The organism is Streptomyces sp. NPDC002206 (assembly GCF_053593595.1).
Window position 1 is genome coordinate 257950 of record NZ_JBSFCW010000010.1, and the last position, 25276, is coordinate 283225.

At 68.9% G+C, this 25276-nt stretch carries 25 protein-coding genes and 2 pseudogenes; 10 read left to right on the forward strand and 17 right to left on the reverse strand.

The genetic code is table 11. The features are described from left to right. Nucleotides 1-280 precede the first annotated feature (280 nt). Together ACWCP8_RS21015 and ACWCP8_RS21020 are read right to left on the reverse strand one after the other, a co-directional pair. Nucleotides 281-1489, reverse strand: coding sequence for a cation:proton antiporter (locus ACWCP8_RS21015; protein WP_352269527.1), 1209 nt, complete (start codon nucleotides 1487-1489; stop codon nucleotides 281-283). A 427-nt stretch (nucleotides 1490-1916) separates the two neighbouring features. After that, complete coding sequence (locus tag ACWCP8_RS21020; RefSeq protein WP_352269526.1) at nucleotides 1917-2186, reverse strand: Rossmann-fold NAD(P)-binding domain-containing protein; 270 nt, start codon at nucleotides 2184-2186, stop codon at nucleotides 1917-1919. Between the two features lies 1 nt (nucleotide 2187). Here ACWCP8_RS21020 and ACWCP8_RS21025 point away from each other — a divergent pair. Then, a pseudogene (locus ACWCP8_RS21025) lies at nucleotides 2188-2645 on the forward strand (pyridine nucleotide-disulfide oxidoreductase); the annotation flags it as partial. A gap of 653 nt (nucleotides 2646-3298) precedes the next feature. Here the strand turns inward: ACWCP8_RS21025 and ACWCP8_RS21030 are convergent. The 3 genes and pseudogenes from ACWCP8_RS21030 to ACWCP8_RS21040 all read right to left on the reverse strand — a co-directional run bounded on the left by ACWCP8_RS21030 (nucleotide 3299) and on the right by ACWCP8_RS21040 (nucleotide 5171). Further along, a complete protein-coding gene (locus ACWCP8_RS21030; RefSeq protein WP_352269524.1) occupies nucleotides 3299-4216 on the reverse strand; it encodes an NADP-dependent oxidoreductase in 918 nt (305 codons plus the stop codon). Between the two features lie 261 nt (nucleotides 4217-4477). Then, a pseudogene (locus tag ACWCP8_RS21035) lies at nucleotides 4478-4699 on the reverse strand (cupin domain-containing protein); the annotation flags it as partial. Further along, nucleotides 4656-5171: a YkgB family protein gene (locus ACWCP8_RS21040; protein WP_352269523.1), complete on the reverse strand. Its 516-nt coding sequence runs from the start codon at nucleotides 5169-5171 to the stop codon at nucleotides 4656-4658. The gene ACWCP8_RS21040 and the pseudogene ACWCP8_RS21035, both read right to left, overlap by 44 nt. A 662-nt stretch (nucleotides 5172-5833) precedes the next feature. Here ACWCP8_RS21040 and ACWCP8_RS21045 point away from each other — a divergent pair. The 5 genes from ACWCP8_RS21045 to ACWCP8_RS21065 all read left to right on the forward strand — a co-directional run bounded on the left by ACWCP8_RS21045 (nucleotide 5834) and on the right by ACWCP8_RS21065 (nucleotide 10389). After that, on the forward strand, nucleotides 5834-6355 hold the full coding sequence (locus tag ACWCP8_RS21045) for a hypothetical protein (protein WP_451117396.1): 522 nt from the start codon (nucleotides 5834-5836) through the stop codon (nucleotides 6353-6355). Nucleotides 6356-6420: 65 nt separating this feature from the next. Continuing rightward, nucleotides 6421-7254, forward strand: a complete 834-nt coding sequence (locus tag ACWCP8_RS21050; protein WP_451117398.1) for a transposase family protein — start codon at nucleotides 6421-6423, stop codon at nucleotides 7252-7254. Nucleotides 7255-7532: 278 nt separating this feature from the next. Continuing rightward, nucleotides 7533-8453, forward strand: coding sequence for a DMT family transporter (locus ACWCP8_RS21055; RefSeq protein ID WP_451117400.1), 921 nt, complete (start codon nucleotides 7533-7535; stop codon nucleotides 8451-8453). 61 nt (nucleotides 8454-8514) lie between these two features. Then, on the forward strand, nucleotides 8515-9450 hold the full coding sequence (locus ACWCP8_RS21060) for a LysR family transcriptional regulator (RefSeq protein ID WP_451117402.1): 936 nt from the start codon (nucleotides 8515-8517) through the stop codon (nucleotides 9448-9450). A 204-nt stretch (nucleotides 9451-9654) separates the two neighbouring features. After that, nucleotides 9655-10389, forward strand: coding sequence for a glycosyltransferase family 32 protein (locus tag ACWCP8_RS21065; protein ID WP_451117404.1), 735 nt, complete (start codon nucleotides 9655-9657; stop codon nucleotides 10387-10389). A 27-nt stretch (nucleotides 10390-10416) separates the two neighbouring features. On the opposite strand, the gene ACWCP8_RS21070 is transcribed toward ACWCP8_RS21065, so the two are convergent. From ACWCP8_RS21070 to ACWCP8_RS21080, 3 genes are all read right to left on the reverse strand, one after another. Next, the gene (locus tag ACWCP8_RS21070; RefSeq protein ID WP_382841362.1) at nucleotides 10417-11607 is read right to left on the reverse strand and encodes an acyl-CoA dehydrogenase family protein; all 1191 of its coding nucleotides are present in this window, start codon (nucleotides 11605-11607) and stop codon (nucleotides 10417-10419) included. A 102-nt stretch (nucleotides 11608-11709) separates the two neighbouring features. Continuing rightward, a complete protein-coding gene (locus ACWCP8_RS21075) occupies nucleotides 11710-12867 on the reverse strand; it encodes a methyltransferase (RefSeq protein WP_451117406.1) in 1158 nt (385 codons plus the stop codon). 61 nt (nucleotides 12868-12928) lie between these two features. Then, nucleotides 12929-13135 (reverse strand): hypothetical protein, encoded by a 207-nt coding sequence (locus tag ACWCP8_RS21080; protein WP_352271682.1) that lies wholly within the window; start codon nucleotides 13133-13135, stop codon nucleotides 12929-12931. 219 nt (nucleotides 13136-13354) lie between these two features. Between ACWCP8_RS21080 and ACWCP8_RS21085 the strand changes: the two genes are divergently transcribed. Next, nucleotides 13355-14176 (forward strand): endonuclease I family protein, encoded by an 822-nt coding sequence (locus tag ACWCP8_RS21085; protein WP_451117409.1) that lies wholly within the window; start codon nucleotides 13355-13357, stop codon nucleotides 14174-14176. Between the two features lie 18 nt (nucleotides 14177-14194). Here ACWCP8_RS21085 and glsA read toward each other — a convergent pair whose 3' ends face one another. The 3 genes from glsA to ACWCP8_RS21100 all read right to left on the reverse strand — a co-directional run bounded on the left by glsA (nucleotide 14195) and on the right by ACWCP8_RS21100 (nucleotide 16683). After that, a complete protein-coding gene (gene glsA / locus ACWCP8_RS21090; protein WP_451117411.1) occupies nucleotides 14195-15541 on the reverse strand; it encodes a glutaminase A in 1347 nt (448 codons plus the stop codon). Nucleotides 15542-15555: 14 nt separating this feature from the next. After that, nucleotides 15556-16119: a hypothetical protein gene (locus ACWCP8_RS21095; protein WP_352271687.1), complete on the reverse strand. Its 564-nt coding sequence runs from the start codon at nucleotides 16117-16119 to the stop codon at nucleotides 15556-15558. A gap of 69 nt (nucleotides 16120-16188) precedes the next feature. Further along, nucleotides 16189-16683 (reverse strand): DUF1269 domain-containing protein, encoded by a 495-nt coding sequence (locus ACWCP8_RS21100; RefSeq protein ID WP_267006977.1) that lies wholly within the window; start codon nucleotides 16681-16683, stop codon nucleotides 16189-16191. A 252-nt stretch (nucleotides 16684-16935) separates the two neighbouring features. Between ACWCP8_RS21100 and ACWCP8_RS21105 the strand changes: the two genes are divergently transcribed. Continuing rightward, on the forward strand, nucleotides 16936-17259 hold the full coding sequence (locus tag ACWCP8_RS21105) for a plasmid stabilization protein (protein ID WP_352271689.1): 324 nt from the start codon (nucleotides 16936-16938) through the stop codon (nucleotides 17257-17259). 27 nt (nucleotides 17260-17286) lie between these two features. Here ACWCP8_RS21105 and ACWCP8_RS21110 read toward each other — a convergent pair whose 3' ends face one another. The 6 genes from ACWCP8_RS21110 to ACWCP8_RS21135 form a co-directional block, all read right to left on the reverse strand. Then, nucleotides 17287-18714: an NADP-dependent succinic semialdehyde dehydrogenase gene (locus ACWCP8_RS21110; protein ID WP_451117414.1), complete on the reverse strand. Its 1428-nt coding sequence runs from the start codon at nucleotides 18712-18714 to the stop codon at nucleotides 17287-17289. A gap of 223 nt (nucleotides 18715-18937) precedes the next feature. Further along, the gene (locus tag ACWCP8_RS21115; RefSeq protein WP_451117416.1) at nucleotides 18938-19450 is read right to left on the reverse strand and encodes an ATP-binding protein; all 513 of its coding nucleotides are present in this window, start codon (nucleotides 19448-19450) and stop codon (nucleotides 18938-18940) included. Between the two features lie 187 nt (nucleotides 19451-19637). Next, nucleotides 19638-21737 (reverse strand): xanthine dehydrogenase family protein molybdopterin-binding subunit, encoded by a 2100-nt coding sequence (locus ACWCP8_RS21120; protein ID WP_451117418.1) that lies wholly within the window; start codon nucleotides 21735-21737, stop codon nucleotides 19638-19640. A 19-nt stretch (nucleotides 21738-21756) separates the two neighbouring features. After that, nucleotides 21757-22743 carry an FAD binding domain-containing protein gene (locus ACWCP8_RS21125; RefSeq protein ID WP_451117419.1) on the reverse strand — a complete coding sequence of 329 codons (987 nt, stop codon included), beginning with the start codon at nucleotides 22741-22743 and terminating at the stop codon, nucleotides 21757-21759. Continuing rightward, entirely contained in the window at nucleotides 22740-23306 is a 567-nt protein-coding gene (locus ACWCP8_RS21130; RefSeq protein ID WP_356000373.1) for a 2Fe-2S iron-sulfur cluster-binding protein, read from the reverse strand. Before ACWCP8_RS21130 ends, ACWCP8_RS21125 begins: the two co-directional genes overlap by 4 nt. 99 nt (nucleotides 23307-23405) lie before the next feature. Further along, complete coding sequence (locus ACWCP8_RS21135; RefSeq protein WP_352271699.1) at nucleotides 23406-23792, reverse strand: hypothetical protein; 387 nt, start codon at nucleotides 23790-23792, stop codon at nucleotides 23406-23408. A 173-nt stretch (nucleotides 23793-23965) separates the two neighbouring features. Between ACWCP8_RS21135 and ACWCP8_RS21140 the strand changes: the two genes are divergently transcribed. Both ACWCP8_RS21140 and ACWCP8_RS21145 read left to right on the forward strand, forming a co-directional pair. Then, nucleotides 23966-24298 carry a DUF6479 family protein gene (locus ACWCP8_RS21140; protein WP_356000377.1) on the forward strand — a complete coding sequence of 111 codons (333 nt, stop codon included), beginning with the start codon at nucleotides 23966-23968 and terminating at the stop codon, nucleotides 24296-24298. A gap of 116 nt (nucleotides 24299-24414) precedes the next feature. Continuing rightward, entirely contained in the window at nucleotides 24415-25239 is an 825-nt protein-coding gene (locus tag ACWCP8_RS21145) for a VOC family protein (protein WP_352271702.1), read from the forward strand. The last annotated feature ends 37 nt before the right edge of the window (nucleotides 25240-25276 follow it).

Consider the following 25276-nt stretch of genomic DNA (forward strand, 5'->3'; position numbering starts at 1 on the left):
TGGGGGTGTGGCTTGGGACCTGGTGACGTGTCAGCGTGTCACTGAAAGTGACGATTGAGAACATGTCCTCCGTTGGAGTGCATCGGGCGGCAGCCACAACTGGGGGCCGCTTCTTGTAGCCCCACGAGGCGGCGCTTCATCATGACCTTATGCGTAGAGCCGTACTTGTTTGATGTACATCCTGTGCAATGTGGACACGGGCACGTGACCTCGCGTAGCTGCTGCGCACGCCCCTTGGGACCAGGGCGGCGCCCCTGACAAGTGACTGCCGTTCTTGGCATCAATCCGGCTCCTCCTCTGGCCCCGACCTTGCGGATCTCCGTGAACGGTTCAGCAAGGGGAGTGCCGCCAGGGGGAACACGATCACGGACATGAGGCCCGCTGCCACCAGCGCGGCTGCGTTGGCCGGTCGGATCGCGTCCAGCTTCAACCCGATTGTTGTCGCCGCCACGATCACGGGGAGGGAAGTGGCCTGCAAGAGTCCGCTGGCCATGATCTCTTCACGCGAGAGGCCCGCGCTGCGGTAGGCCAATGCAGGCAGTCCACGAACGAGGAGGAGCGCGGCAAGGAACATCGGTACCCGCAGCACCGTCCCGGCGTCCGCGAACAGCGCTCCGAGGTCGAACTGGATACCGCTGGTTACGAAGAAGACCGGGACGAGGAATCCATAGCCGAGGCCCTCCAGTTTGACGTGGAACTGCGGATGCGTCCGTTTGGCTTGGGGGTCGACCAGCCGCAGCACGGCCCCTGCAATGAAGGCACCCAAAATGGCCTCGAATCCGAGATGCAGGGCGACCGCGGATAGACCAACAATCAGAACCATTGTCAAGCGGACCCGGACCTGGGCGCTCGTGTCTGCCAGATTCATTACGGCCCGGGACAGCCACATGGAGCGCCCTGCACGTATCGATGTCACGACGATGAGCGCCACCAGGCAAGCAAGGCTGAGCAACAGAAGCAGCCTGGAGGCCGGGCCCGATGAATGCTCGGAGAAGAACAACGACAGCAACACCACAGCGCTGACCTCACCTGCAGAGGCTCCACCGATAGTCAGTTGGCCGACTGGCCGGTCGACCGCGTCGGCGTCCTTGAGGATCGGGACCAGAAGCCCCAAGGACGTGGCCACCAGCGCCGTGCTAATCAGCAGTGGGCTCTCGACCAGCCCGGCGATGTCCAGCACCCAGCCAACGGTTCCGGCCAGCGCAACTGTGCCCGCCAGACCAATACCGACGAGCCGCGCCCGTGGCCCGTGCAGTTGCTGGAAATCGATCTCGAGCCCGGCAAGGAACAGCAGGAAGCTCAGTCCAATGATCGACAACGCCTGAACGGTGGGGTCTGGCTGCACCAGATTCAGCACCGCGGGACCAAGGACGACGCCAGCCACGATCTCGAGGACCGGGCCCGGGAGGGGAACTCGGGGCACCATGGCGAGGAGGAACGGGACGCCAGCGGCTACTACCAGAATGATGACCAGATTGTCGTATGACATCGTGACTCCGGTGGCCGGTCGGCGATACACAGATTCTGACCAACGTTGCCTCATCCCACGGTGCTATGGGCTGCCGAAGCTTCTAGGCTCATTGGATGCTTGCCAGGGTTTTCACGAACTCCTCTTCCGTCCTGTTCGAGGGCACGGCCATCGGACGAGTGTCACCCTTGCCGACTTCCACGTTGATGTGTGGCCCTTCTCCGGGGCACAGCCCAAGCTGAACTGCTCGCTCAGAAGACGCAGAGGCAGCGCCGGCCTTCGGCCGACCGCCTACTGCGTCCAGTGCCGCCGGGTCAACGTTCCCTGAGACCGGTGGCGCACCCCCACGGCACCGGGCGCGCACGTGTGATCACACCCCCACTCAGCTAGGGAGATCGACCGACGGTCGGCCGGTCGTCGTGTCCGGCGTGACCGTCCGTCCGGGTGATTACGTGTTCGCGGACGCGTCCGGCGCTGCCTTCATCCCCGCTGCACAGGTCCTCAGCGTGTTCGAAGAAGCCAACCGCGTCGCACAGTGCGGCGGCAGGCCCACCTCGGCGAGGACTTCGGCCCTCCACTGGTCCAGTGGCACGTCCACGTAGGACACCCGGCGCCCCAACACCCGTGAGAACTCTTCGGCCGTCTCCGTCATATCGACCGTGCGCGGGCTGGTGAGCTCGTAGACGTGCCCGATGTGCGGGGCCGGGTCGCGGAGCACGGTGGAGACCGTAGGTCTCACTCCCGGGGACTGGATGGCCGTGGACGACACCTGCCGGGTGACCGACGTCGCCGGCGGCTGGCTCTATGCCGTCGGCGACGTCAGCCGGCGGGCACTGCTGACGCATCAGGGCAAGTACCAGGCCCGGATCGCCAGCGCCGCCATAGGGGCCGCGCCAAGGGAGAGCCGGTCGACGACGCCAGGTGGGGCGGGCACGTCGCGACCGCCGACAACGCGGCCATACCGCAGGTCGTCTTCACCGACCCGGAGGTTGCGTCCGTCGGTCTGACCACGCGCGAGGCGGAGCGGACCGGGCGCCGGATCGAGGTGGTGGACTACGACCTCGCGCGGGTCGCGGGTGCTCACCTGTACGCCGACGGCTACCGCGGCAAGGCCCGCATGCTCATCGACGCCGACCGCGGCACCGTGGCCGGGGTCAAACCGCTACGACCGCGCGTCCGACGACGTCGAGCACGTGACAGGCGTACCTGCCCAATCGGTCGAGGCGTTCGTAGCCGCTCGCAAGGGCTTCTACCTGGGCTGAGCCCTCTGGACCGGCCCCACACCCAGAGCGAACGCGTCGAGGACGTCCGCGAGCGCCGGGGCGACGAGCCGAGCGAGACTGTGCACGACGACACACTCAGCGGATCCGCGCCACTGCCGCAATGCTGGCTTCCATACCGGACCTTCAGCATCGGGCCGACCGGTCACAGGACATGTCCGCGCCTATCAGACGCGACGGCTTCGGACCTCGACGTGTCCACATGACCTGGCCCGGCGTCCTGAAAGATCGCCTCATGGAAGATGAACGAATCCGTGCCGCACTCAGAAATCCCCATCAGGCGCGGCCCAGTGGGTCAGCGGGTCAGCGGGTCAGCCGATGGCCCGGCGAGCGTGACCGGCGCGGATAGGGACAGACCGAACCCGGTATGTCCCGGACCGCGATGCCGTCAAAGTCGCACACCGCCGTCGGCCTCGGCACCCTCGCTCACTACGCTCATCGCCTCGACGCCTTGGCTCGCCCAACGGGAAGCACGGACCACAGTTCGTGACATCGAAGCCAGTGCGTAGGCCATCGTGGCGGCAAGGACGCTGATCCGGCTGTGTGGCGCTCACGCAACGTGGATGACTGTCTTGCCAACTGTTCCCTTCTTCGCGCGGAACGCCTCCGGCGCACGGTCCAGAGGATGGACGGCACCCACCAACGGGCGGAGCTGGCCCTCCCGGTGCCTGCCGATGATCTCCAGGAGGTGACCACGGTTGGGTTCGACGATGAAATACATTGCCCGACCGTCCTCGGGCCGCACGTTCGGGGGTTGGACGATGCTCACCAGGGTGCCGCCGGGCCTGACCACGACGGCCGAGCGGTCGAGTACCTCCCCGCCGAGGGCGTCGAAGACGAGGTCGACGCGACCTACCGCTTCCTCCCACGCTGGGTGTTCGAGGTCGAGGAATACCTCTGCGCCGAGCTCCAGCACCCGGTCCCGGCTCCCCCCGCGCCCCGTCCCGATCACGCGCGCCCCGGCTTCGCGCGCAAGCTGCGTCGCGGCCATTCCCACGCCCCCTCCCGCACCGTGCACGAGCACACTCTGCCCAGCCTCCAGCCTTCCGTGTATGAAGAGGCCCTGCCAGGCGGTAAGGCCCGGCATCGGCAGAGCCGCCGCCTGCACGTGGTCGATTCCCACAGGCAGCGGCGCCAGATTGCGCGCCTCCACCGCCACATACTCCGCGAGAGCGCCGTCCCGGCTCCAGTCCGTCAGCCCGACGACACGCTGACCGGCCGACAGCCCGGTGGTGCCGACCGCGACCTCGGCGACCTCACCCGACACCTCGTGTCCTGGAATGACGGGCGCTCGGTCCCTGCCGCCCCGGTCGACCCAGGTGGCCGGCCAGACCAGCTCATCGGGGGTGAAGGAGGCCGCACGCACCCTTACGATCACGTCGCCCTCGCCCGCGTACGGGTACGGTACCTCCTCCACAACCAGGCTGCCCGCAGCCGCATCACGATCGTGGGTTCGTACGGCCTTCATCGACGTTCCCTTCCGGCCGCGGGAGACCCCCTACGGTCCAGGATGACGGTGCCGCGCCCTCGGGGCGATCCGGGGCGGCGCACCTCCCGCTCTCGCCCCGGTATTGAGAACGGCGCCCTTCCGACGCCCGACCAGCGATCACTGCAGCGCAGATCAGCCGAGTTGCAGCGTGGTCTCGGGACACGGGCGGCTTTGTCGTCCTTGTGCGTGAGTGCCTTTGTCGTGGGGACGTGAACGTGGCCTGCTCCGGCCCCAAGTCTGTCAGGACGGCCGTGGTGCGCGTCGGTCCCGGAGGCTGGCAAGTTCCTCATCGTCGACGAGCGTGAGCATAGGCTTATCTGGCGCACACATCATCACCACGACGAAGCAGCTCCACATGTCGTCCCGATTGTTCCTGTCCTGATAGTGGATCACATCGCCGCCGGGCTCCCAGAATCACTCACCCGCCCGGACGACGCGCTCCGGCTCGCCTTCCAACTCGAACAGCCTGCGGATGCTGGATGGCTTGCAGGGACTCAGCGGCTGTGAGCAGCGAAGCTCCAAGAAGCACGATGTCTTTCACCAGGAACTGGCCCGCAATGGACAGCTTCGGCTCCCCGCGCCTCTCCTCCCATGCCTCCGGCGTCGTGGCCAGGAAACTGAGAGTGGTGGCGAACATCCCGACAGCCGCCAGGCTGCCGAGTGCCGACGCTCGGGGTGCGAATGGTTTCGCTGCGATCAATGATCCCATGGCGATCTCGGTCACGCCGATGAGTCTAGCCAGCTTATGTTCACCAAACTTGGTAACAAGCCGTGAGAACAGCGGACTAGAGGTGACCAACGGGCGGATGTTCTCGACCTCGTAATCTTCAAACTTGAGCCGTCCAATCCACAGAAGGTTGAGCGCCAGTCCATAACGGGTGGTCGAGAGTCCCGCAGTTTGGAGGTTCTTGTCGACCGTCGATTGCGTTCCCACAGGTATTCCTTCACGTGTGCGACATCATGGACGTCTCTCAGCATTTAGTCAGTTTACGCCGGAGTGCATTCAAGGGTGCACTGGAACTACCGTCGATCTCTTGCGACGTAGCTGTTTAGGGGCACTCGTGAGCTGCAGCGATGCGGTGCGTAGCGGTCGTGCTGGTCCGGTAGGTTGATCTTGTGACCTCCGACCAGCCGCTGCAGCCTTCCTACGAGGAGCTGGCCGCGCTGGTGGTGGAGTTGAAGCTGCTGGTGTCTGCCTAAGAGCCTGTCGGGTGGCCTCTGGCCGGGCGGCCACGCCCTGGCACGCACGCTTCCGGCGTTGCCGAAATGCCCTAGTAGCTCCGCTACGAGGACATCCCGGCGCCTTGGAATCGCACGCACCATGCCGCGTCCGCTTTCCGATCGAAGGTCACCCGACAGGCTCTAAGGGCTGTGACAATCGCCGTACTCGAGTCTCGAGTTGTGGAACAGGCCCAGTGAATCGCGGAGTTGGAGAGACAGGCCGCTTTCGACTCGCACAACTCCTTCAAGCCCCCGTCCAGTGAGCCTGTTTCACCCTGAAGTTGCTGGTCGCGGGGCTGGTGTGAGTGACATAGTCGGTGCTCGCGCAGGTCGCGGGCGGTTGCCGAACGTGATGATGGTCTGACAGTCGACGGGATGGATCCCATGGTTCGACTGCCGGAGTGTGCGGCGGATTCATATGCTCTGTCCAGATCTTCTGGGAGGGGCGGCCGTGGACGCGCTGGAGCGGATCACTGCACGGCGTGGGAACTCGATGCGGCGGAAGAACGGCTGGCCAAGGAACTGGAGGCGGTCCCTGCCGAACGGGAGGAACTCGTTGTCGCGGAACGGGTGCTGGTCCGACTGAACGCGCAGGCCGAGGCGGAGGCGGACGAGGCTTCCGCGCCGGCTGCCGGGCAGGTCGCGGGCCGGGCGGTGCTGCTGGTGCCGCACCGGGAGAAAGGCAGGGACGAGAAGGCTCTGCCGGAGGAGTACCGGAAGGTTTTTGACATCGTCCGCTCGGCCGACGAGCCGGTCATGGCTCAGTTCGTGTGCCGGCTGCTCGGGATCAGTGCCGAGCCGCGGTTCCGTGAGGCGATGCGGAGCCGGCTGAACCGGCTGGCCGACCGGGGCCGGCTGCGGCAGACCCCGGCAGGGCGGTTTACCGCTGTGCTGTGAGCACGGGATGCGAAACCTGGTGTTCTGGCCGTAACTGGCGTGCTCCCGGTGGGAGTTGGGGTTGTATGCGAAAGAACCTGAACTCCGCCGAGGGCACCGAGGCCCTTGTCTGCCAAGTCCGGCTGCCGCTGTCCACGGCCACCATCTCCACCGTCACCCGGCTGATCCGCGCCCACCTCAAGAAGATCGGGTCGCGGTGGCGTAGGCTCCCCGCCGGCCGGATCGCGGTCATCGTCCTGGCCGTCCTCCGCCACGACCAGCGACTTGTCGACATGGCCGGTGACAACGACATCTCCGCCAGCACTGTCCGCCGCTGGGTGCTGGAAGTGACCGGTCTGCTGGCCGCCCGCGCCGAACGTCTCGACCGGGCCCTGAAGAGAATCATCCGAAAGGGTGGTCACGTCGTCTTCCTCGACGGCACCCTGGTCCGCACTCGCCGCCGCACTGGAGCGGACACCCGCCGCAACTACAGCGGGAAGCACAAGAGCCATGGCCTGCTCTTCCTCGGCATCACCGATACGCGTGGCAGGCTGATCTGGGTCTCCGCAGCCCGTCCCGGACGGCCCTCGGAGGTCATGACCGCCCGCCACAACGACATCACCCGCCGTCTGCGGGAAACCGGTCTCGGAGCCATCGCCGACCTCGGCTTCACCGGCCTGGACGACGACCCAGACGACCCCGTGATCATCACCGGCTTCAAGGCCGCCCGCACCAAGCCCCTCACGCCGACGAAGAAGCAGGTCAACAAGCTGATCGCCGCCGAACACGCCGCCTGCGAACACGCCTTCGCCCATCTGAAGAACTGGCGCATCCTGACCAAGCTCCGCCTGGACGCCCGCCACGCCACCACCCTCCTGCGGGCCCTCCTCGTCCTCGCGAACCCCGAAGTCACCCGCTGACAGATGATCTACAGCCCGGACAACCGGCCACGACCAGCATGAGCACCAGGGAGAGTCATCACACCAGCCCGGCGACCAGCAACTTCAAGATGAACAGCGCTCAATGCGTGCGCACTCCTCCCTCGCGGACGCGATCCCCATGCGCGAAGCCGTTCCTTTCGACCATGCGGAAAGCTTCGCAGGAGTTCAGAAGCCCCCTTGAATGGATAAGAAAACCTGTCGTAAGGTCCCAAAAAACCTAACTGGATCTTTTTCATTTCTACGGGGAGTCTGGAGGGGTGATAACTCGTCTCGCCTCCCCCCGCTTCCTGGCCCTGGCCGGAACCGTCACGCTCTGGGCTTGCGCGTTCCCGGCGATCCGCGTCGGTGTCGACGGCCTGGGCCTGGCAGCCCTGTCGTTCCTGCGCCTGTCCGTCGCCTCCATCGCCCTGGTCGCCGTCGCCCCCTTCGCCGGGGTGCGCCTGCCCCACCGGCGCGACCTGCCGCTGATCGCCCTGTGCGGACTGACCGGGATGACCGCCTACCAGCTGCTGCTCAACTGGGGCGAGATCCACGTCGAGGCCGGTACCGCCAGTCTGCTGATCGCCGTGGCGCCGGTCTTCAGCGTCCTGCTGGCCGGCGCCTTCCTGGCCGAGCCGCTGACGCGCAACGTCGTCATCGGCAGCGTCGTCGCCGTCGCCGGAACCGCCGTCGTCACCCTGGCCGACGGCTTCTCCGGCTTCACCGCCGCAGCCCTCCTCGTCCTGGCCGCGGCCGTCGTCCAGGGCACCTACCACTTCGCCACCAAGCCGCTGCTGCTCCACTGCACCGGCCTCGAAGTCGCCACCTACGCCATGGTCGCCGGCACCGTCTTCGCCCTGCCGCTACTGCCGGCGACCATCCGTGCGACCGCCCACGCCCCCGCCGACGCCCTGCTCTCCGCCGTCTTCCTCGGCCTCCTGCCGTCCGCTCTCGGCTTCGTGATCTGGGCCTACGCCGTCGCCCGCCTGCCGCTAGCCACCTCCACCGCGGCCCTGTACCTGGTGCCGCCCGTGACGCTGGTCGTCTCTTTCGTGTGGCTGGGCGAGGTCCCGCACGTGATCGAACTGGCCGGCGGCGCCATCACCGTTACCGGTGTCGTACTGATCAACCGCCGCCGCTCCGGAGTGCCACAGGACCGACGGGATCTCACGGTGCGCACCGCCGCTGCCGACCGCTGAGCCGACCAAGAAAGCGAAAGCCATCTTTGCGCGTGTGGTCGACTTTTGTAAGGATGTCTTCATGCTTGATGTGCGACGCCTGCGGATCCTGCAGCACCTGGCCACCTACGGCACGGTCGCCGCAACCGCCGACGTATTGCAGCTGACCGCGCCGGCCATCTCCCAGCAGTTGGCGGTCCTTGAGCGCGAAGCCGGCGTACCGGTCGTCGAGAAACACGGGCGTACCCTGCGCCTGACTGCCGCCGGGGAACTCCTGGTCGCACATGCCGAGGTCGTCCTGGGCGACTTGGCCGCCGCCGAGTCCGACCTCGCGGCCCTGCGGGGCGGAGAGCACGGCGTCCTGCGCGTGGCTTCCTTCGCCTCCGCCGCCCGTCGGCTCATGCCCGCCGTCTTCGCGCGCCTGGGAACCGAGGAGAACAGGAGCCACTCGCTCTCGCTGCATCTCGTCGAACAGGAACCCGACCTCGCTCTGGAAGCCCTGCGCAAGCGGGAGGTGGACCTGGCCGTGGTGCACGGCTACACCGTGCTGCCGCGCGATTTCCCCGCCGGGTGCGAGCCCTCCCCGCTCATGGAGGACCCGGTCCTGCTCGCTCTCGCGCCGGCCCGGGCGACGGCGCTCGGCCTGGCCGAGGGTGAGGCGGCCGATCTGTCCCGCCTCGCGGATGACCCCTGGCTGACCCCCGGTCCGGAGACGTCCTGCTACGAGATGGTCCAGCGTGCCACCGGCGCCGCCGGATTCGTCCCTGGCATCCGGGTACGCAGCAGCGACTTCTCCGTGCTGACCTCGCTCGCAGCCGCCGGAGCCGGGGTCGCGCTCGTGCCCCGCCTCGCCCTGCCCGAGGCGAACGCGCCTCTGAGCCTGCACCCGCTGATGCAGCCCGTCACCCGGACGATCTACACCGCCGGCCGCACCGGCACCGCCCGCCGCCCCGGCCTGCGACACCTGCTCGACGTCCTCAAGGAGACAGCCGCCGCCTCCCTGACCGTCCCGGCCTGAGACCGGAGCGCCGGACAAGAACCGCAGCGCCCAGGGTTTCCCGTTGGCACTCGCCCACGTCGCCCATGTGCGCCGGTCATACGCCGCACCTCCAGTGGGTGGGCCGCCCGGGTGAATATTCTCCCGACGGGTCCTACCGTAAATCCCGTCGGTCAGGCGGACCGACGGACTGCGCAAATGGTTGCACAAATTAAAATTCCTGCCTTGATTCACCAAACTTGGAAAGACGCGGACGTACCCCCGGAATGGCAGAAATGGGCCGATCCCTGGCGTATCCACCATCCCGGTTGGGGCTACCGGTTGTGGACCGACGCGGACAACCGCGCATTCCTCCAGGAGCACCATCCGTGGTTCCTGCCGGTCTACGACGGCTATCCCGAAGCGATCATGCGGGCCGACGCAATTCGGTATTTCCTGCTCGACCATTTCGGCGGGCTCTACGTGGATCTGGACTTCGAGGTGGATCTGGACTTCGAGTGCCTGAAGCCGGTCACCGAAATCCTGGACGGGCACGATCTCGTCCTCGGCTGCGAGCCCGACGCGCACACCCGGCTGCTTCTGGCCCGCCAGCGCGGATTCGACCGCATCGTCGGCAACGCATTCATCGCATCACGGCCGGGCCACCCGTTCTGGGCCCATGTACACCGCCGGCTGGTCGCCACCCACAAGCTGCCCAGCACTCTGGACGTGACAGGCCCGTTCTTCCTCACCAGAGCGATCGACAGCGCCCCGGAGCCTGACTCGATCACGGTTCTCGGCCCGGAGGTCCTGTACCCCGAGGTGAGCCCGTACGCGACCGAGCTGTGCGGACCGCAGGGCGCCGGCCGCTCACAACGGCACCGCCGGCCCGCCTCCCCAGGAGAGGGGTCCCGCCCCGACGGCTTCCGCCGTTTGACAGCCCCGTCGAGGCGGTGGTCCGAAGCCGCCCTCGTCCCCTGAATCGCCGAATCCCGGTCACCACCCCGGTCAGCGGCGCACCCGCGGCATCCCCAGACCGATCCACGAGATGATTTCCCGCTGGATCTCGTTGTTGCCGCCACCGAAGGTGAAGATGACGGCGGACCGGTAGCCGCGTTCGAGTTCGCCGTGCAGGACGGCGCCCGCCGAGCCCTCCTTGAGCGGTCCGGCCGAGCCGACGACCTCCATCAGCCAGGCGTAGGCGTCACGGCGCGCCTCGGAACCGTAGACCTTGACGGCGGAGGCATCCTGCGGGGTGAGGGTGCCCTCCTGGACGGCCGAGACCATCTGCCAGTTGAGGAGTTTCATGGCGTCGAGCCGGGTGTGGGTGCGGGCGAGTCGGGTGCGGACCCAGCCGAGGTCGATGACCCGGCGCCCGTCGGCCAGCTTGGTGTCGGTGGCCCAGCGCTGCACGTTGTGGAGGGCGCGGATGGCCATGGTGCCGTGGGCGGCGAGGGTGACGCGTTCGTGGTTGAGCTGGTTGGTGATGAGCCGCCACCCCTTGTTCTCGTCGCCGACGCGGCGGGAGACGGGGACACGGATGTTCTCGTAGTAGCTGGCGGTGGTGTCGTGCGAGGCGAGGGTGTTGATCAGGGTGCAGGAGTAGCCGGGGTCGCCGGTCGGGACGAGCAGCATCGTGATGCCCTTGTGGGGCGGGGCGTCGGGGTCGGTGCGGACGGCGAGCCAGACCCAGTCGGCGGTGTCGCCGTTGGTCGTCCAGATCTTCTGACCGTTGACCGTGTAGTGGCCGGTGGCCTCGTCGCCGTCGCGTACGGCCCGGGTCTTGAGGGCGGCAAGGTCGGTGCCGGCGTCGGGTTCGCTGTAGCCGATCGCGAAGTCGATCTCACCGGCCAGGATCTTCGGCAGGAAGTATGCCTTCTGTTCGTCCGTGCCGAACCGCATGATCGTCGGGCCGACGGTGTTGAGGGCCATCAGTGGCAGCGGTACGCCTGCCTGGGCGGCCTCGTCGAAGAAGATGAACTGTTCCATCGGGGACAGACCGCGTCCGCCGTACTCCGTCGGCCAGCCGACGCCGAGCCAGCCGTCGGCGCCGAGTCGGCGGATGGTCTCGCGGTAGAAGCGCTTCTGGGCTGCGGGGTCGTCGTACCTGCTGTAGGCGTTGTCGGGAACGAGTCCGGCGAAGTACGTACGCAGCTCGGCGCGCAACTGCTGTTGCTCAGGCGTGTATTCGAGGTGCACGGCCCCTCCAGGAGTCTCGCGGTCGCGTCGCCCGTATGCGGCGGCGCACACAGTAGAACGTGTTGCAAGAATCCGGAAGGGCCATGGGGCCCCGTCCATCGGTCAGCGCTTGACGGCCCGCAGCACGACGAACTTGGGGTCACCGGCGACGGTGGTGCAGTTGCCGAAGGTGCGGCGCAACTGGGTGTGGTACCCGAGGTGCCGGTTGCCGACGACCCACAGCTCGCCGCCCTGCCGCAGCGCGCTGCGTGCCCCGTGGAACATGGTCCGGGCCGTGGCGTCGGTGGTCGCCTGATGCGAGTGGAACGGCGGGTTGTTGAGCACCAGGTCGACACTGCCCGGCGGTACGTCCGCCATCCCGTCGCCGACCAGGAAGTCGGCCACGGCGTCCGTCCCCAGGTTGGCCCGGAACGTCGCCTCGGCCGAGGCGACCGCCAGGTACGACTCGTCGATGAAGGTCACCGTCGCTTCGGGGTTGGCGAGCGCGGCGGAGGTGCCGACGACCCCGTTTCCGCAGCCCAGGTCGACGATGCGGTCCCGGCCGCTGCGCTCGGGCAGATGGTTCAGGAAGAAGCGGGTGCCGATGTCGAGGCGCTCGGCGCAGAAGATCCCGGCGTGGTTGACGACGGTCCGGCCGGAGACGGCGCCGATACCTTCGGGCAGGTCGTAGCGGTGCGGCCACGGGCTGGGGGTGCGGGCCAGGGCCGGGTCGGGGGTGCAGAAGATCAGTCGGGCCTTCTTGACCGCGAGGGAGGTGCGGGTAGGGCCGATGATCCGCTCGAACAGTTTGAGGGTGGAGGTGTGAATCTCCTTCACCATGCCGGTGCCGATGACGACGGTGCCGGCATGCACGGCAGGGGCGAGCCGGTGCAGCTGGTCCTCCAGGAGCGCCAGACTCTTCGGGACGCGTACGAGGAGGACGTCGATCCGCTCCGGTGGCGTGTCCCGGGCCGACAGCAGACGTACGGTGTCCGGGTCGTCACCGTTGCGGGCGAGGTTCGCCAGGGTGGCGCGCTGCGCGAGGTACGAGTCGGTGATCTGTACCGGGCGGTGCCCGGCCAGCACGGTGGTCAGCGCACCCCAGCGGTCGCCCACCACGACCACGGTGCCGGACAGGTCGACCGGCTCTGCTCCATCGATCCCCTCCAGCTGCCGCAGCAGATATTCGTCGGCAGCGTCCCAGGCGCGGAACGGGTCGCGCGGGTGCTCGGGGAAGCGGGCGAGGTCGAACCCGCCCTGTGACGTCGTCAAACGGTTCATTGTGCATTCAGGCTAGCCGAGCAGCGGGGAGCGCCCACACACTCCCCGCCGCACCGGCCACCTACGGCAGCTGCTTCTCCATTGCCGCCCGGCCCTCTCGTGCCAGTCGGCGCTGCGCCCAATCAAGATTCTGCGGAGTCAGGTCCCGCCCGGAGGCGAGCACCAGATCCTCGGCCGACGGATCGTCGGTCCCGCCGGTGTGCAAGAGGCTGTCCGGGGTCACGCCCCGAGCCATGGATACGGGTACGGATTCGGGCTCTTCGCTCATGCCGCCTCCTCGTCCTTGCGGCAATTCTCGCCCTGCGGCTCCAGGACCGCATCCGAGAGCCCGTTTGACCTGCACATGATAGGTACACAGCGTTCACACCTCGGTCACTGTGCGTGTGGAAGGCTCCCGCTGACCACGTACCACACACGAACACCGCGGCACCGTCCCCCACCCTGTGACGGCGCCGCGGTGCCTGTTTTTCCGGAGAGGACACCCCACATGTCCCGTCGTCACCTTCCCTACCGGCGCCCGCTGCTGGCCACCCTCGCCGCCTTCGCGATACTCGCCGGCACCGCGGCCGCCGCGCCGGCCGCACCCGTGACCACGCCGGTCGCCGCGACGCCGCTCGCCACGCTCGACGACACGTACTATCAGGACGCGCTCGGCAAGACCGGAACGCAGCTCAAGAGCGCCCTCCACTCGATCATCAGCGTGCAGACGAAGATCTCGTACAGCCAGGTCTGGGACGCGCTCAAGAACACCGACCAGGACCCCGCCAACTCCTCGGACGTGATCCTCCTCTACACCGGACGCTCCGAGCCCAAAAGCGACAACGGCGGCGCGGTCGGCCAGTGGAACCGCGAGCACGTCTGGGCCAAGTCCCACGGCGACTTCGGCACCAGCACCGGCCCCGGCACCGACATCCACCACCTGCGCCCGGAGGACGTCACGGTCAACTCCATCCGGGGCAACAAGGACTTCGACAACGGCGGCACCGCGGTGAGCGGGGCAGCGGGCAACTACACCGACAGCGACTCCTTCGAACCGCGCGACGCGGTCAAGGGCGACGTCGCCCGCATGATCCTCTACATGGCGGTGCGGTACGAGGGCGACGACGCCTTCGCCGACCTCGAACCGAACGACCAGGTGGACAACGGCTCCGCGCCGAACATCGGCAGGCTCTCCGTACTGAAGCAGTGGAGCCAGGAGGACCCGCCGGACTCCTTCGAGGAGCGGCGCAACGACGTCATATACGACCAGTACCAGCACAACAGGAACCCGTTCATCGACCACCCCGAGTGGGTCGAGGCCATCTGGTAGCAGCGCGGTCCGGTGCCGTCAGGCCGTCGAGCGACCCGCCTCCCGCGCAGCGCGCTCGACGGCCTCCTCGCGGGAGGTGAAGCGCCGGGGGGCCGTCGGGTCGCCGCCCGTCACTCCGAGGTGCCCGGCCGGGTCGACCACGGCCGTGCGCCGGCCGCCCTCCGTGAGCCGGGCCAGTCCGGAGCGCAGCATCGACCTCGCCACCGTGTCGATACCGGTCACCTGCCGCAGATCCAGCACCACGGACGCGGTCTCCTCCGGCCCGGACTCGTCGAGCGCGTACAGCACCCGTTCCGCCGCGGTGAAGTCGAGGGCGCCCTGCGCGGCGACAACCGCCACCTGTTCCCGCAGGGCGCGTTCCTGCTCCTCCGTCGGGGCCGACGGCAGATCGTCGGCCGTGGTGACCAGGGTGACGGTCGAGGCGGCGAGCGCCGGGTTGTGCATCAGATGCAGGCCGAGCCGTTCCGACAGCGCCCCCAGCGCGATGCGCCCGCGGACCGATGTACCGGTCGGATCCAGCCGCGGGCTGTAGGCCGCCAGGCCGAACCGCGCCGGTCCCGCGGCGATCAGGCCGCCGGACACCCCGCTCTTGGCGGGCAGCCCCACCCGCAGCAGCCAGTCGCCCGAGACGTCGTACATACCGCAGGTCGCCATCACGGCGAGCACCTGCGCAGCGACCGGTTCCTCGACGACGACGTCACCGTTGAGCGGGTTCACACCGCCGTTGGCGAGGGTCGCGGCCATGGCGGCGAGATCCAGCGTGGTGACGCGTACCGAACACTGCCGGAAGTACGTCTCCACGGCTCCCACCGGGTCGACCGGCAGCGGGCCCGCACTGCGGATCAGATAGGCGAGGGCGCGGTTGCGATCGCCGGTGGCGACCTCGGAGGCGTACACCGCCTCGTCGACGTCCAGCTGCCGGCCGGCGAACCGGCTCAGACAGTGGAGGATGCGGTCGAACCTCGGGGCGTCGGCGGTGTCGGGAATCAGCGCGGTGGTGACGATCGCACCGGCGTTGACCATGGCGTTGTCCGGCCGGCCGGTGCCGGGTTCCAGGCTGATGGCGTTGTAGGCCTCGCCGCTGGGCTCGGCGTTCACCCACCGGGACACGCCGTCGAGTCCGAGTTCGGACAGCGCAAGGGCATAGACGAAGGGTTTCGAGACGGACTGCATGGTGAACGGGACGTCGGTCTCGCCCGTGCTGTAGCGATGGCCGTCCATGCTGATCAGGGCCAGCCCGAAGGCCTCGGGGTCGGCCATCGCCAACTGCGGAATGTAGTCGGCCGGTTCACCGTCGCGCACACCGACGAACCGGGTGCGCAGTTCACGCAGCGCATCCGTCACCGCACCGGCCGCGGAGCTCACCTCGCCCCCGGCCGTCAGCTGCGCTCGGCCTGGGCGATCCGGGGGAACGTCTTGACTCCGGCCGCCTTACGGCTGTTCGCGTGTTCGCTGACCGTCCGGCCGGGCGGGGCGTCCGGGAAGCCGAGCACCACCGAGTCGAGCACCTTCCCCGACGCGTCGACGAACTCCACCCGGACGGCGTAGAAAGCGGCCTTGTGGGTCGGGTTGGTGACGCGCACCAGTGCGCTGCGGAACTGCTCGCCTGTCGCGATCGGCAGCCCGTTCACCGAGACGTCCTTGATCGCGTTGCCCTGCCCCTTGACCCCCGCGAGCTGCTGGGTGGCCTTCTGCCGGCTGCGCTCGAGCTCGGCGGAGACCGAGGCCTCGAAGTCGGTCTGGGTGCGCGGCGAGGGGCTCGCGGAGGGCGACTCGTGCGGCTCCGGGGACACCGTACGCGTGCTCCGGGCCGTTCCCGGCGACGTTCCACCGGAGTTGCAGGCGGCGGCGCCCGCCACGAGCACCGCGGCCAGCACGGCGGGGGTCAGACTGCGGGCCGTGCGGCCGCCGAGGGCGTGTCGCAGAGGGCTGGGCTGGTTCACGGACACTCCGGGTCTGCTCGGAAAAGAGAGTCAGGGGGGGATACGGCTGGACGGGCGGAAGGCACCGGATCACTCGGCGTCTTCGCCGAAGATCTCGCGGAGCCGGGCCTCGCTGAGGGTGTCCAGGTTGCTGTGGAGAAGCTCGGCGCCGCCGCCGGGGAGCGCGTCGCTGATCCGGTCGGGCACCTCGTTCGTGGTGAGCAGGAACAGGGCCGAAGTTCCGGGCGTCACCTGCTTCTTGACCTCCGCGATGAAGTCGTCGTCGATGCCGACGTCGGCGAGCTTGCCGCCCAGCGCCCCGGCCGCCGCGCCGATGGCCGCGCCCAGCAACGGCATGAGGAAGATCAGCCCGAAGAGCATCCCCCAGAACGTGCCGCTCAGGGCGCCGGCGCCGACCAGGTTGAGCAACTGCTTCGTTCTCGGCTTCGCCTTGTCGGTCGGCCAGCTGACCACGGCGGCATCGAGGATCTTGATCAGCCCCTCCTTCTGGAGGGCCTTCAGCGTGTTCTCCACGTCCTCCGCGCCTTCGGCGGACTGGAACTTCCACACGGTGAGGGTGGACATCGCTCATACCTCCGCACTCCGGAACCGACCAGTTCGCCCATATTAGGATCAACCGGTATAAATTGACTCGCCGAATCACGTGAATCGCGTCCCGTCGCGCACCTGAACGGGTGACCCTCGGCGGCACCTCGCCGTCATCGCCGTACGGCACCGTCTTCCGCTGCAAGCCCCGGGAGCCGCTGGGACACTGGGTAGTGCACCCCGGACCGTCCCTCTCGGGCACGGAGGCCACGGAGAGGAAGTGACCGCACCATGCCAGGCGGATCCAGTCCCAGGCGCGAGCGGCAGTACGAGCACATCAAGGAGAGCGCGCAGGAGCTCGGAGTGAGCGAGGAGCGGGCGGAGGAGATCGCGGCGCGCACGGCGAACAAGGAGCGCACCCGCTCCGGCAGGCCGCCGACCGCGAGCCGTACGTTGCTCCACGACCTCTCGTCCCTGCGGCGCGCCGAGCTGCGCCCCCACGACGGAGCCGAAGGCCCCACCCGCGACCAGCTCTACGAAGAGGCCAGAAGGAAGAACGTCAAGGGACGCTCGACCATGACAAAGGCCCAGCTGGCCGAGGCAGTCGGCCGCTGAGCCCTCGCCACCGCCGGACGGTGGCGGCTACGCGGAGCCGCTTCCGTCCGGCTCGGGGCCGTACCAGACCGTCGTGGCATTGCAGAATTCACGGATGCCGTGACCGGCCAGCTCCCGCCCGTAACCGGAGCGCTTCACCCCGCCGAACGGCAGCGCGGGGTGGGAGGCGGTCATGCCGTTGAAGAAGACACCGCCGGCCTGCAGGTCACGCACGCACTGACGGCTCTCGTCGGCGTCGCGCGTCCATACGTTGGAGCTGAGGCCGAACGGGCTGTCGTTCGCGAGGGCCACGGCTTCGTCCAGGTCCTCGACGCGGTACAGCGTGGCGACCGGGCCGAAGGTCTCCTCGCGGTGGATCCGCATGGCGGGGGTGATCCCGCTGAGGACGGTGGGGGTGTAGAACCAGCCGCGCTCCAGCTCCGCACCCAGGCCGGTGGGCCGGCTACCACCGCACAGTGCGGTCGCGCCCTGGTGTACGGCGTCGTCCACCAGCTCCTCCAGGTCGGCGCGGCCCTGTTCGCTGGAGAGGGGGCCGACGTCGGTGGTCTCCTGCTGCGGGTCACCGACCGTCAGATCGTTCATGCCCGCGGTGAACCGCTCCGCGAACTCGTCGTACACATCGGTGTGCACGATGAACCGCTTGGCGGCGATGCAGGACTGCCCGTTGTTCTGGACCCGGGCGGTCACCGCCGTACGGGCGGCCTGCGGGATGTCGGCCGACGGCAGGACGAGAAACGGGTCGCTGCCGCCCAGTTCAAGCACGGTGTGCTTGACTTCGTCGCCCGCGATCGACGCGACCGAGCGGCCGGCCGGCTCACTGCCGGTGAGGGTGGCGGCCACGACGCGGCGGTCACGCAGGATCGACTCGACCGCTCCCGCTCCCACCAGCAGCGTCTGGAAGCAGCCGGGCGGGAAGCCTGCCCGACGGAACAGGCCCTCCAGGTACATCGCGGTCTGCGGGACGTTCGACGCGTGCTTGAGCAGGCCGACGTTGCCCGCCATGAGTGCGGGGGCGGCGAACCGTACGACCTGCCACAGCGGGAAGTTCCACGGCATCACGGCGAGGACCGGGCCCAGCGGACGGTAGTGGACATAGGCCCGGGAGGCTCCGGCGTCGCGTACGTCGTCGGTCGGCGGGTGCTCGTCCGCGAGAAGTCGCTCGGCGTTGGCCGCGTACCAGCGCATGGCCTTGGCGCATTTCGCGGCCTCCGCGCGAGCCGCTTTGATGGGCTTGCCCATTTCGGTGGTCATGGTGCGCGCGATGTCCTGCTGGTCCGCGTCGAGGAGGTCGGCGGCCTGGTTGAGCAGCCGGGCCCGTTCACCGAATGCGGTGGTGCGGTACTCCCGGAAGGTGCTGTCCGCGGTCGCGAGCCGGTGCTCGATCTCCGCCGCCCCCAGTGCCTCGAACGTCTTGAGGGTCTCGCCGTTCGCCGGGTTGACCGTCGCGATGGGCATGACTGTGGTCTCCTTGCCTCGGATTCTTCGACCGTGCCGCGCGACGCCCCGTCGCGCAACGCGGGCCCCGGTGCGGGCACCCGACCGGCGCGGACCATGCGTGCACTGTGCACGTCATCCGCGCCGGTGGGCAGAGCAGACTTCTTCGCGTAGGGACTCGGGTACCGGTCCGGGCAGGGATCCCCGCCGCCCCTGTCGTCGGGGCCGGCCGCCGGCGCCCGCCTCAGACGAGGGCGGGCTCGGAGGACTCGGAGGACTCGGAGGCCTCGGAGGGCTCGGAGGGCTCGGAGGCCGGCGGCAGCAGGAACTCGCGTACTCCGGGCAGGGGTGCGCGCGGCAGCAGATCGCTGCTCCGCGGCGCCTCGGCGTAGCGGGTGAACCAGACCACTTTGCCGTCAAGGGTCCGGCAGGTGCCCCAGCTGTGGCTGAGGGCCATGACGCGGCTGAGACCACCGCCGCCGCTGCTGAGCAGTCGCGGCATCTCGGAGCTGTTGTCGGCGACGGAGACCGTGAGGTGCCGTCCTGACCAGCGGAGTTCGACGACGCACTTGTTGTCGCCACCGACGTGCCGGTGGACATTGGTCAGCAGCTCCTCCACACCCCGGCACACCGGCCGGATGTGGAGTTCGAGACTCCAGTGGCGCAGATGCGCAGCGACTATTCGTCGCAACTGCGAAACGCGCTCTTCCGATACCTGGAGTTCGACCAGATAATGCCGGTCGAGTGGAACGGTCATCGTCGAGGCTCCTCACATCCGGGCCCATCTGCTTCGCCCCGTTGAACCAACGACCCCCGCATACGAAGAGTGAGCAGATGTCACTATTAGGTCACTCCTTAGGGTGACCCGGTGGGACCGGTTGCGCAACACGAAGGCGAGCGGGCCTGTGATGTCGCCACGGAGCGTGACCGCCCTGCACCCGCCCTCACGGCAGATACGGCAGCAGCTTGTCCGGTGTGAGCGGGAGGCTGCGCAGCCGGGCGCCGGTCGCGTGCCGCACCGCGTTGCCGAGAGCGGCCGCGGCGCCCACGATGCCGATCTCGCCGATGCCCTTGCTGCCCATCGGGTTGAGATGCGGGTCGTCCTCATCGATCCAGTGCGCCTCGATCTGCGGGACGTCGGCGCAGACGGGCACATGGTAGGAGGCGAGATCGTTCTGTGTGAAGTCGCCGAAGACGGGGTCGATCGTGCTGCCCTCGGTCAGTGCCATGCCGAGCCCCATGACCATGCCGCCGATGAACTGGGAGCGTGCGGTACGGGAGTTGAGGATGCGTCCGGCGGCGAACACGCCGAGCATGCGGCGCATCCGGACCTCACCGGTGCGGGTGTCGACGGCGACTTCGGCGAAGTGCGCCCCGAACGCATGCCGTGCGTACGGGGATTCCACCGCCGTATCCTCCGCGGTGTCTGCGGTGACCGTGACGCCCTCGTCGGGAAGCGGTCCGGTGCGCTCCCGCAGGTGTCGTACCAGGGCGGTGGACGCCTTGTGCACGGACCATCCCCAGGAGGCGGTACCCGCGGAACCGCCGGCCAGCGGCGCTTCGGGCAGTGCGCTGCTGCCGATGTCGATCCGGACGTCGGCCACGGGGATGTCCAGCACGGACGCGGCGATCTGCGCCAGGACGGTGCGGGCGCCGGTGCCGATGTCGGTGGCGTTGATCCTGATGCGGTAGGTGCCGTCGGCGGCTGCGTGCGCCGAGGCGCTGGAGCCGGCGATGTATACGGGGTACGTGGCGGAGGCGACGCCCGTACCGAGCAGCAGTGGGCCTTCGGTGCGGACCGCGGGTCGCGGGTCGCGGTCGTACCAGCCGAACCGTGCGGCACCCTCCTCCAGGCAGGCGGCGAGGCCGCGGCTGCTGAAGGGGCGGCCGGTGTCGGGTTCGTACGCTGGGTCGTTGCGCAGACGCAGTTCGACGGGGTCGATGCCGAGGGCCACGGCGAGCTCGTCCATGGCCGACTCCAGTGCGTACATACCGGGGGCCTCGCCGGGCGCGCGCATCCATGAGGGGCTGGGAACGTCCAGGGCGGCCACCCGGTGGACCGTACGGCTGTGCCCGGACGAGTACATCGTGCGGGCCGGCACGGCCGCCTGTTCCACGAACTCCTTGACCGTGGAGGTGTGGGTGATGATCTCGTGGGCGAGCGAAGTGAGGGTGCCGTCGAACTCCGCGCCGAGTCTGACGCGTTGCACGGTGGGGGCGCGGTGGCCCACGACGGCGGGCAACTCGCGTCGCGGCAGGGCGAGTTTGACCGGGCGCCCGATGTGGCGCGCGGCCATGGCGGCGAGGACGGCCTGTGGGCGCGCGGTGCCCTTGGAGCCGAAGCCGCCGCCGACGTGTTCGGAGACGACCGTGACCTGAGCGGGCCGGAGCCCGAACACGGTGGCCAGGGTGTCGCGGACCGTTCCGGTGCCCTGGCTGGAGTCGTACACGGTCAGCTGCCCGTCGTCCGTCCAGTGGGCGGTGGAGGCGTGCGGTTCCATGGGGTGGTTGTGCAGGGGACCGAGTGTGTACGTGACGTCGACCTGTACGGGGGACACGGCGAAGGCGCGGTCGAAGTCGCCGCGTTCGCGGACGGCCGGGTATCCGCCGTTCACCGTCTGCGGTGTGTACAGGCCCGGGTGGTCCTCGGTGAGCCGGACATCGTGTCCGGCGCTCTCGTACTCGATCCGGACGGCCTCGGCTCCTGCCCGCGCCGCCTCGAGAGTGCCGGCCACCACGAGCGCCACCTGCCGGCCCCGGTGCGGGACCCGGTCGTCCTGGAGGACGGCGAGGGCGGGGTCGTCGGACTGTTTCAGCTTCGGGGCGTTCTCATGGGTGAGGACGGCGTGCACGCCGGGCAGGGCGAGTGCCTCGTCGGTATGCATCGCCGTGATCCGGCCGCGTACGACGGTGGCGGGTACGGGCCAGGCGTACAGACAGCCGGGCGGGGTGTGCTCGGCGGCGTAACGGGCGGCGCCGGTGACCTTGTCCCGTCCCTCGCGACGGACCACGGGGCTGCCCAGCGGCTGGGGGGCCTGGCTCATGGCAGGAGTCCTCACGTTCTCAGGCGGGGGCGGTGAGTCCGACCAGGGCGTCGACGGCGAGGCTGCGGGCGAGCTCCACCTTGAACGCGTTGTCGCGCAAAGGCCGGGCGGCCGCGAGTTCGGCGTCCACGGCCCGGGTGAAGGTGTCGTCGGTGGCGGTGGCGCCCCGCAGGATCTCTTCCGCGGCCCGGGCGCGCCACGGGCGGTGGGAGAGCCCGCCGAAGGCCAGCGCGGCGTACTGGATCCGGCCGTCACGGACGGTGACAACAGCGGCGACGGAGGCGAGGGCGAAGGCGTACGAGGCGCGGTCGCGGGCCTTGCGGTAGAGGGAGACGGCGCCGTCGGGAGCCGGCGGCAGCAGCACCTCGGTGATCAGCTCGCCCGGCCCGATCACCGTGTCGCGCTCGGGTGTGCCCCCCGGCAGCCGGTGGAAGTCGGTGACGGGTACGGAGCGTTCGCCGTCCGGTCCGTGCAGCTGGACCACGGCGTCCAGGGCGGCCAGGGCGACGGCCATGTCCGACGGTTGGGTGGCGACGCAGTCCGCGGAGTGGCCGAGGACGGCGAGCTCCCGGTGGGCGCCTTCGCGGGCGGGGCAGCCGGTGCCCGGTACCCGTTTGTTGCAGGGCTTCGAGGTGTCCTGGAAGTACGGGCAACGGGTGCGCTGCAGCAGGTTTCCGCCGGTCGTGGCGGTGTTCCGGAGCTGCCCGGAGGCCCCGGAGAGCAGTGCCTGCGACAGGGCGGGGTAGCGGGTGCGCACGGCGCGATGGGCGGCGAGGTCGCTGTTGCGTACGGTCGCGCCGATGCGCAGGCCACCGTCGGCCGTGTCCGCCACCTGGTCCAGGGGCAGCCCGCTGACGTCGATGAGCAGGTCGGGGGTGGCCACACCCAGCTTCATCAGGTCGACCAGATTGGTGCCTCCGCCGAGAAACACGGCCCCGGGGCGGGCGGTGCTCGCGCGGACCGCCTCGGCGGTGGTGCGGGCGCGCAGATATTCGAACGGCTTCACGGAGCCACGTCCAGGATCGCTTCGACGATACGGGGGTAGGCACCGCACCGGCACAGGTTGCCGCTCATCCGCTCGCGGATCTCGAGCGCAGTGAGCCGGGCCGGGGCTGCGCCGGGCCGACCTGTTTCGGTGGCGTGGGACGGGAAGCCGTCGGCCGCTTCGTCGAGCATGCCCACCGCCGAGCAGATCTGGCCGGGGGTGCAGTATCCGCACTGCAGCGCGTCCCGGGCCAGGAAGGCTTCCTGCATGGGGTGCAGCCCGTCCCCGTCGGCGAGCCCCTCGACGGTGGTGATCGCGGCCCCGTCGTGTGCGACGGCGAGCAGCAGACAACTGTTGGCGCGCCGGCCGTCGACGATGACGGTGCACGCCCCGCACTGTCCGTGATCGCAGCCCTTCTTCGCCCCGGTGAGGCCGAGGTGCTCACGCAGCGCGTCCAGGACGGTGGTGCGGTGGTCCAGCGACAGGGTCCGTTCGGTTCCGTTGATGTGCAGCGTCAGCGTCGAACAGTGAGGGGCCGCCTCCGGATTTCCGGCACCGTCCTCCCGCCGGCTCGCGCGTTCCACCCGTTCGCACCTCTCAGAGCTGTGGCTTTTGGCTGCTTTGTACCAGATACGCAGAGGCCTCCCGGTGCATTGCGCCGACTCCGGGCACGGGTACACGCCTCACCGGCTCTCCACCCGCAGACGCACCTCCTCCTCCTGGTCGCCGGAGACCGTTCCGACGACCCGCACCGTGAAGGCGTCCGCCAGGTGCCTCCTGAGCTCGTCGACCGCCCAGTAGCCGCCCTGCACATCGAGCGTTACGGGCTCGCCGATCGTGATGGGGCCCGAGACCACCCTCGCCTCGGACACATCGACGTTCACGTTCCATACGGTGGGTCGCTTTCCCCCCAGGTCCTGCGGTACGTCCACCGAGGCCCGGTCGGTGGTGAAGGCGGCCCGCAGCACGTCGAAGACCATCCGTGCGTCGTCCTTCGAGCATCCACTGATGGCGACCGCCACCTCCTTGCCGTACCAGTTCTCCTCCGCCTTCGCCTGTGTGCTGTTCACCGAGGTTCCTTCCGCTCGCAGTACTGACCCTTCTCCAGGCTCGCCCCACGGCTGGGTGTCGGCGACACGAAGCGGCCGGCGAGCAGTGAAACGCTTTTCTCTTTATATCCACTTAAAACATGAATTCACGGTCATAGTCGAGTGACGGCCCCGCCTCGGGGTATCCGGCATGCATGGACGTATCGAATGGAGCCCTCAATTCCCTGGCCGTCACGCTCGCGGACGGGCGGGGTGCGCTCGGCGTGGTGATGGCGATCGTCGGCGTGGCCCTCGTGGGCATGCTGATCGGCGCCGTCTGGCTGGGACGGCGCCGCCGGGCCCAGGAACTGCCGCCACCCCGGCCCGACGAGCAGCCGCCGCGGCCGGACCACCGCGCACACGTCGAGGAGCGCAACGTCCACGGCGACGACAGCTTCCCTGCCGACGGGCGGGGGCTCTCCCCCTACGAACTCGGTGACCACGGGAACGAGCCCATCCCGCACGACAAGGACGAGACGCGCGACTGAGCAGGTGCATGTCCGCATCGGCGCGTGTTGCGCGACCGACCGACCGAAGTGAGGCTGGTAGAGGCCCGACCGCCACGGCATGCGTGTGCCGCAGAACCGATGAAGGCAGCAGCACCATGACGGGAAGCGAACCCAGGACAGCGCCCCCCTCGGCACCGCTGACCGGACCGTCGGCGCCCTGCTGGGTCAACCTCATGACCCGGGACCTGAAATCGGCGCAGGAGTTCTACACAGCCACCCTGGGGTGGACGTTCCGGCCGGGACGGCTGGGGCAGGAATTCTCCGTCGCACGCCGCGGCGGAGTGCCGGTGGCCGGTATCGCGGCGATGGCGACGGCTTTCCGGGTCGCCGTGGCATGGACTCCCTACTTCGCCGTGCAGAACGCCGATGTGGCTGCGTCGCGCATCCGTGAGCGCAGCGGCACGGTGGCGGTCGGGCCACTGGCGCTCGGCAAGGGGCGCGGCGCCCTGGCGGCGGACCGCGACGGCGCGGTGTTCGGCATCTGGGAGCGCACCGAGGCGGCGAGCTCACCGCCGGCGCCGGACGACCACTCGAACGCCTGGCTCGAACTGCGTACCAGGGACGCTTTCGACGCCGCAATCTTCTACGGCCAGGTCCTCGACTGGGCGACCGGACGTCCCGGCGCCTGCGAGGTGTCGTACGAGAAGGACGGGGTCGTGGTCGACTGCGGCGGCAAGCGGCTGGCCCGGATCAGCTCCGGCGCGGTCGAGGCCGCACCGGATCCGCTGGTCCGCCCGCACTGGCAGGTCCACTTCCCGGTGGCCGATGTGGCAGCAGCTGTCTCGGCGGCGCGGCAGCACGGGGGCTCGGTCGTCGAGCAACGGACACAGGGGCAGGGTGCGGAGGCGACCCTGCTGGACCCGGACGGCGGGCTGTTCACCGTCTCGGACATCCGAAGCCCGGCCGCCGAGGACATCTGAGCCGAACGGTCGCAGTCAGTTGTTCGGCCGCCCGCCG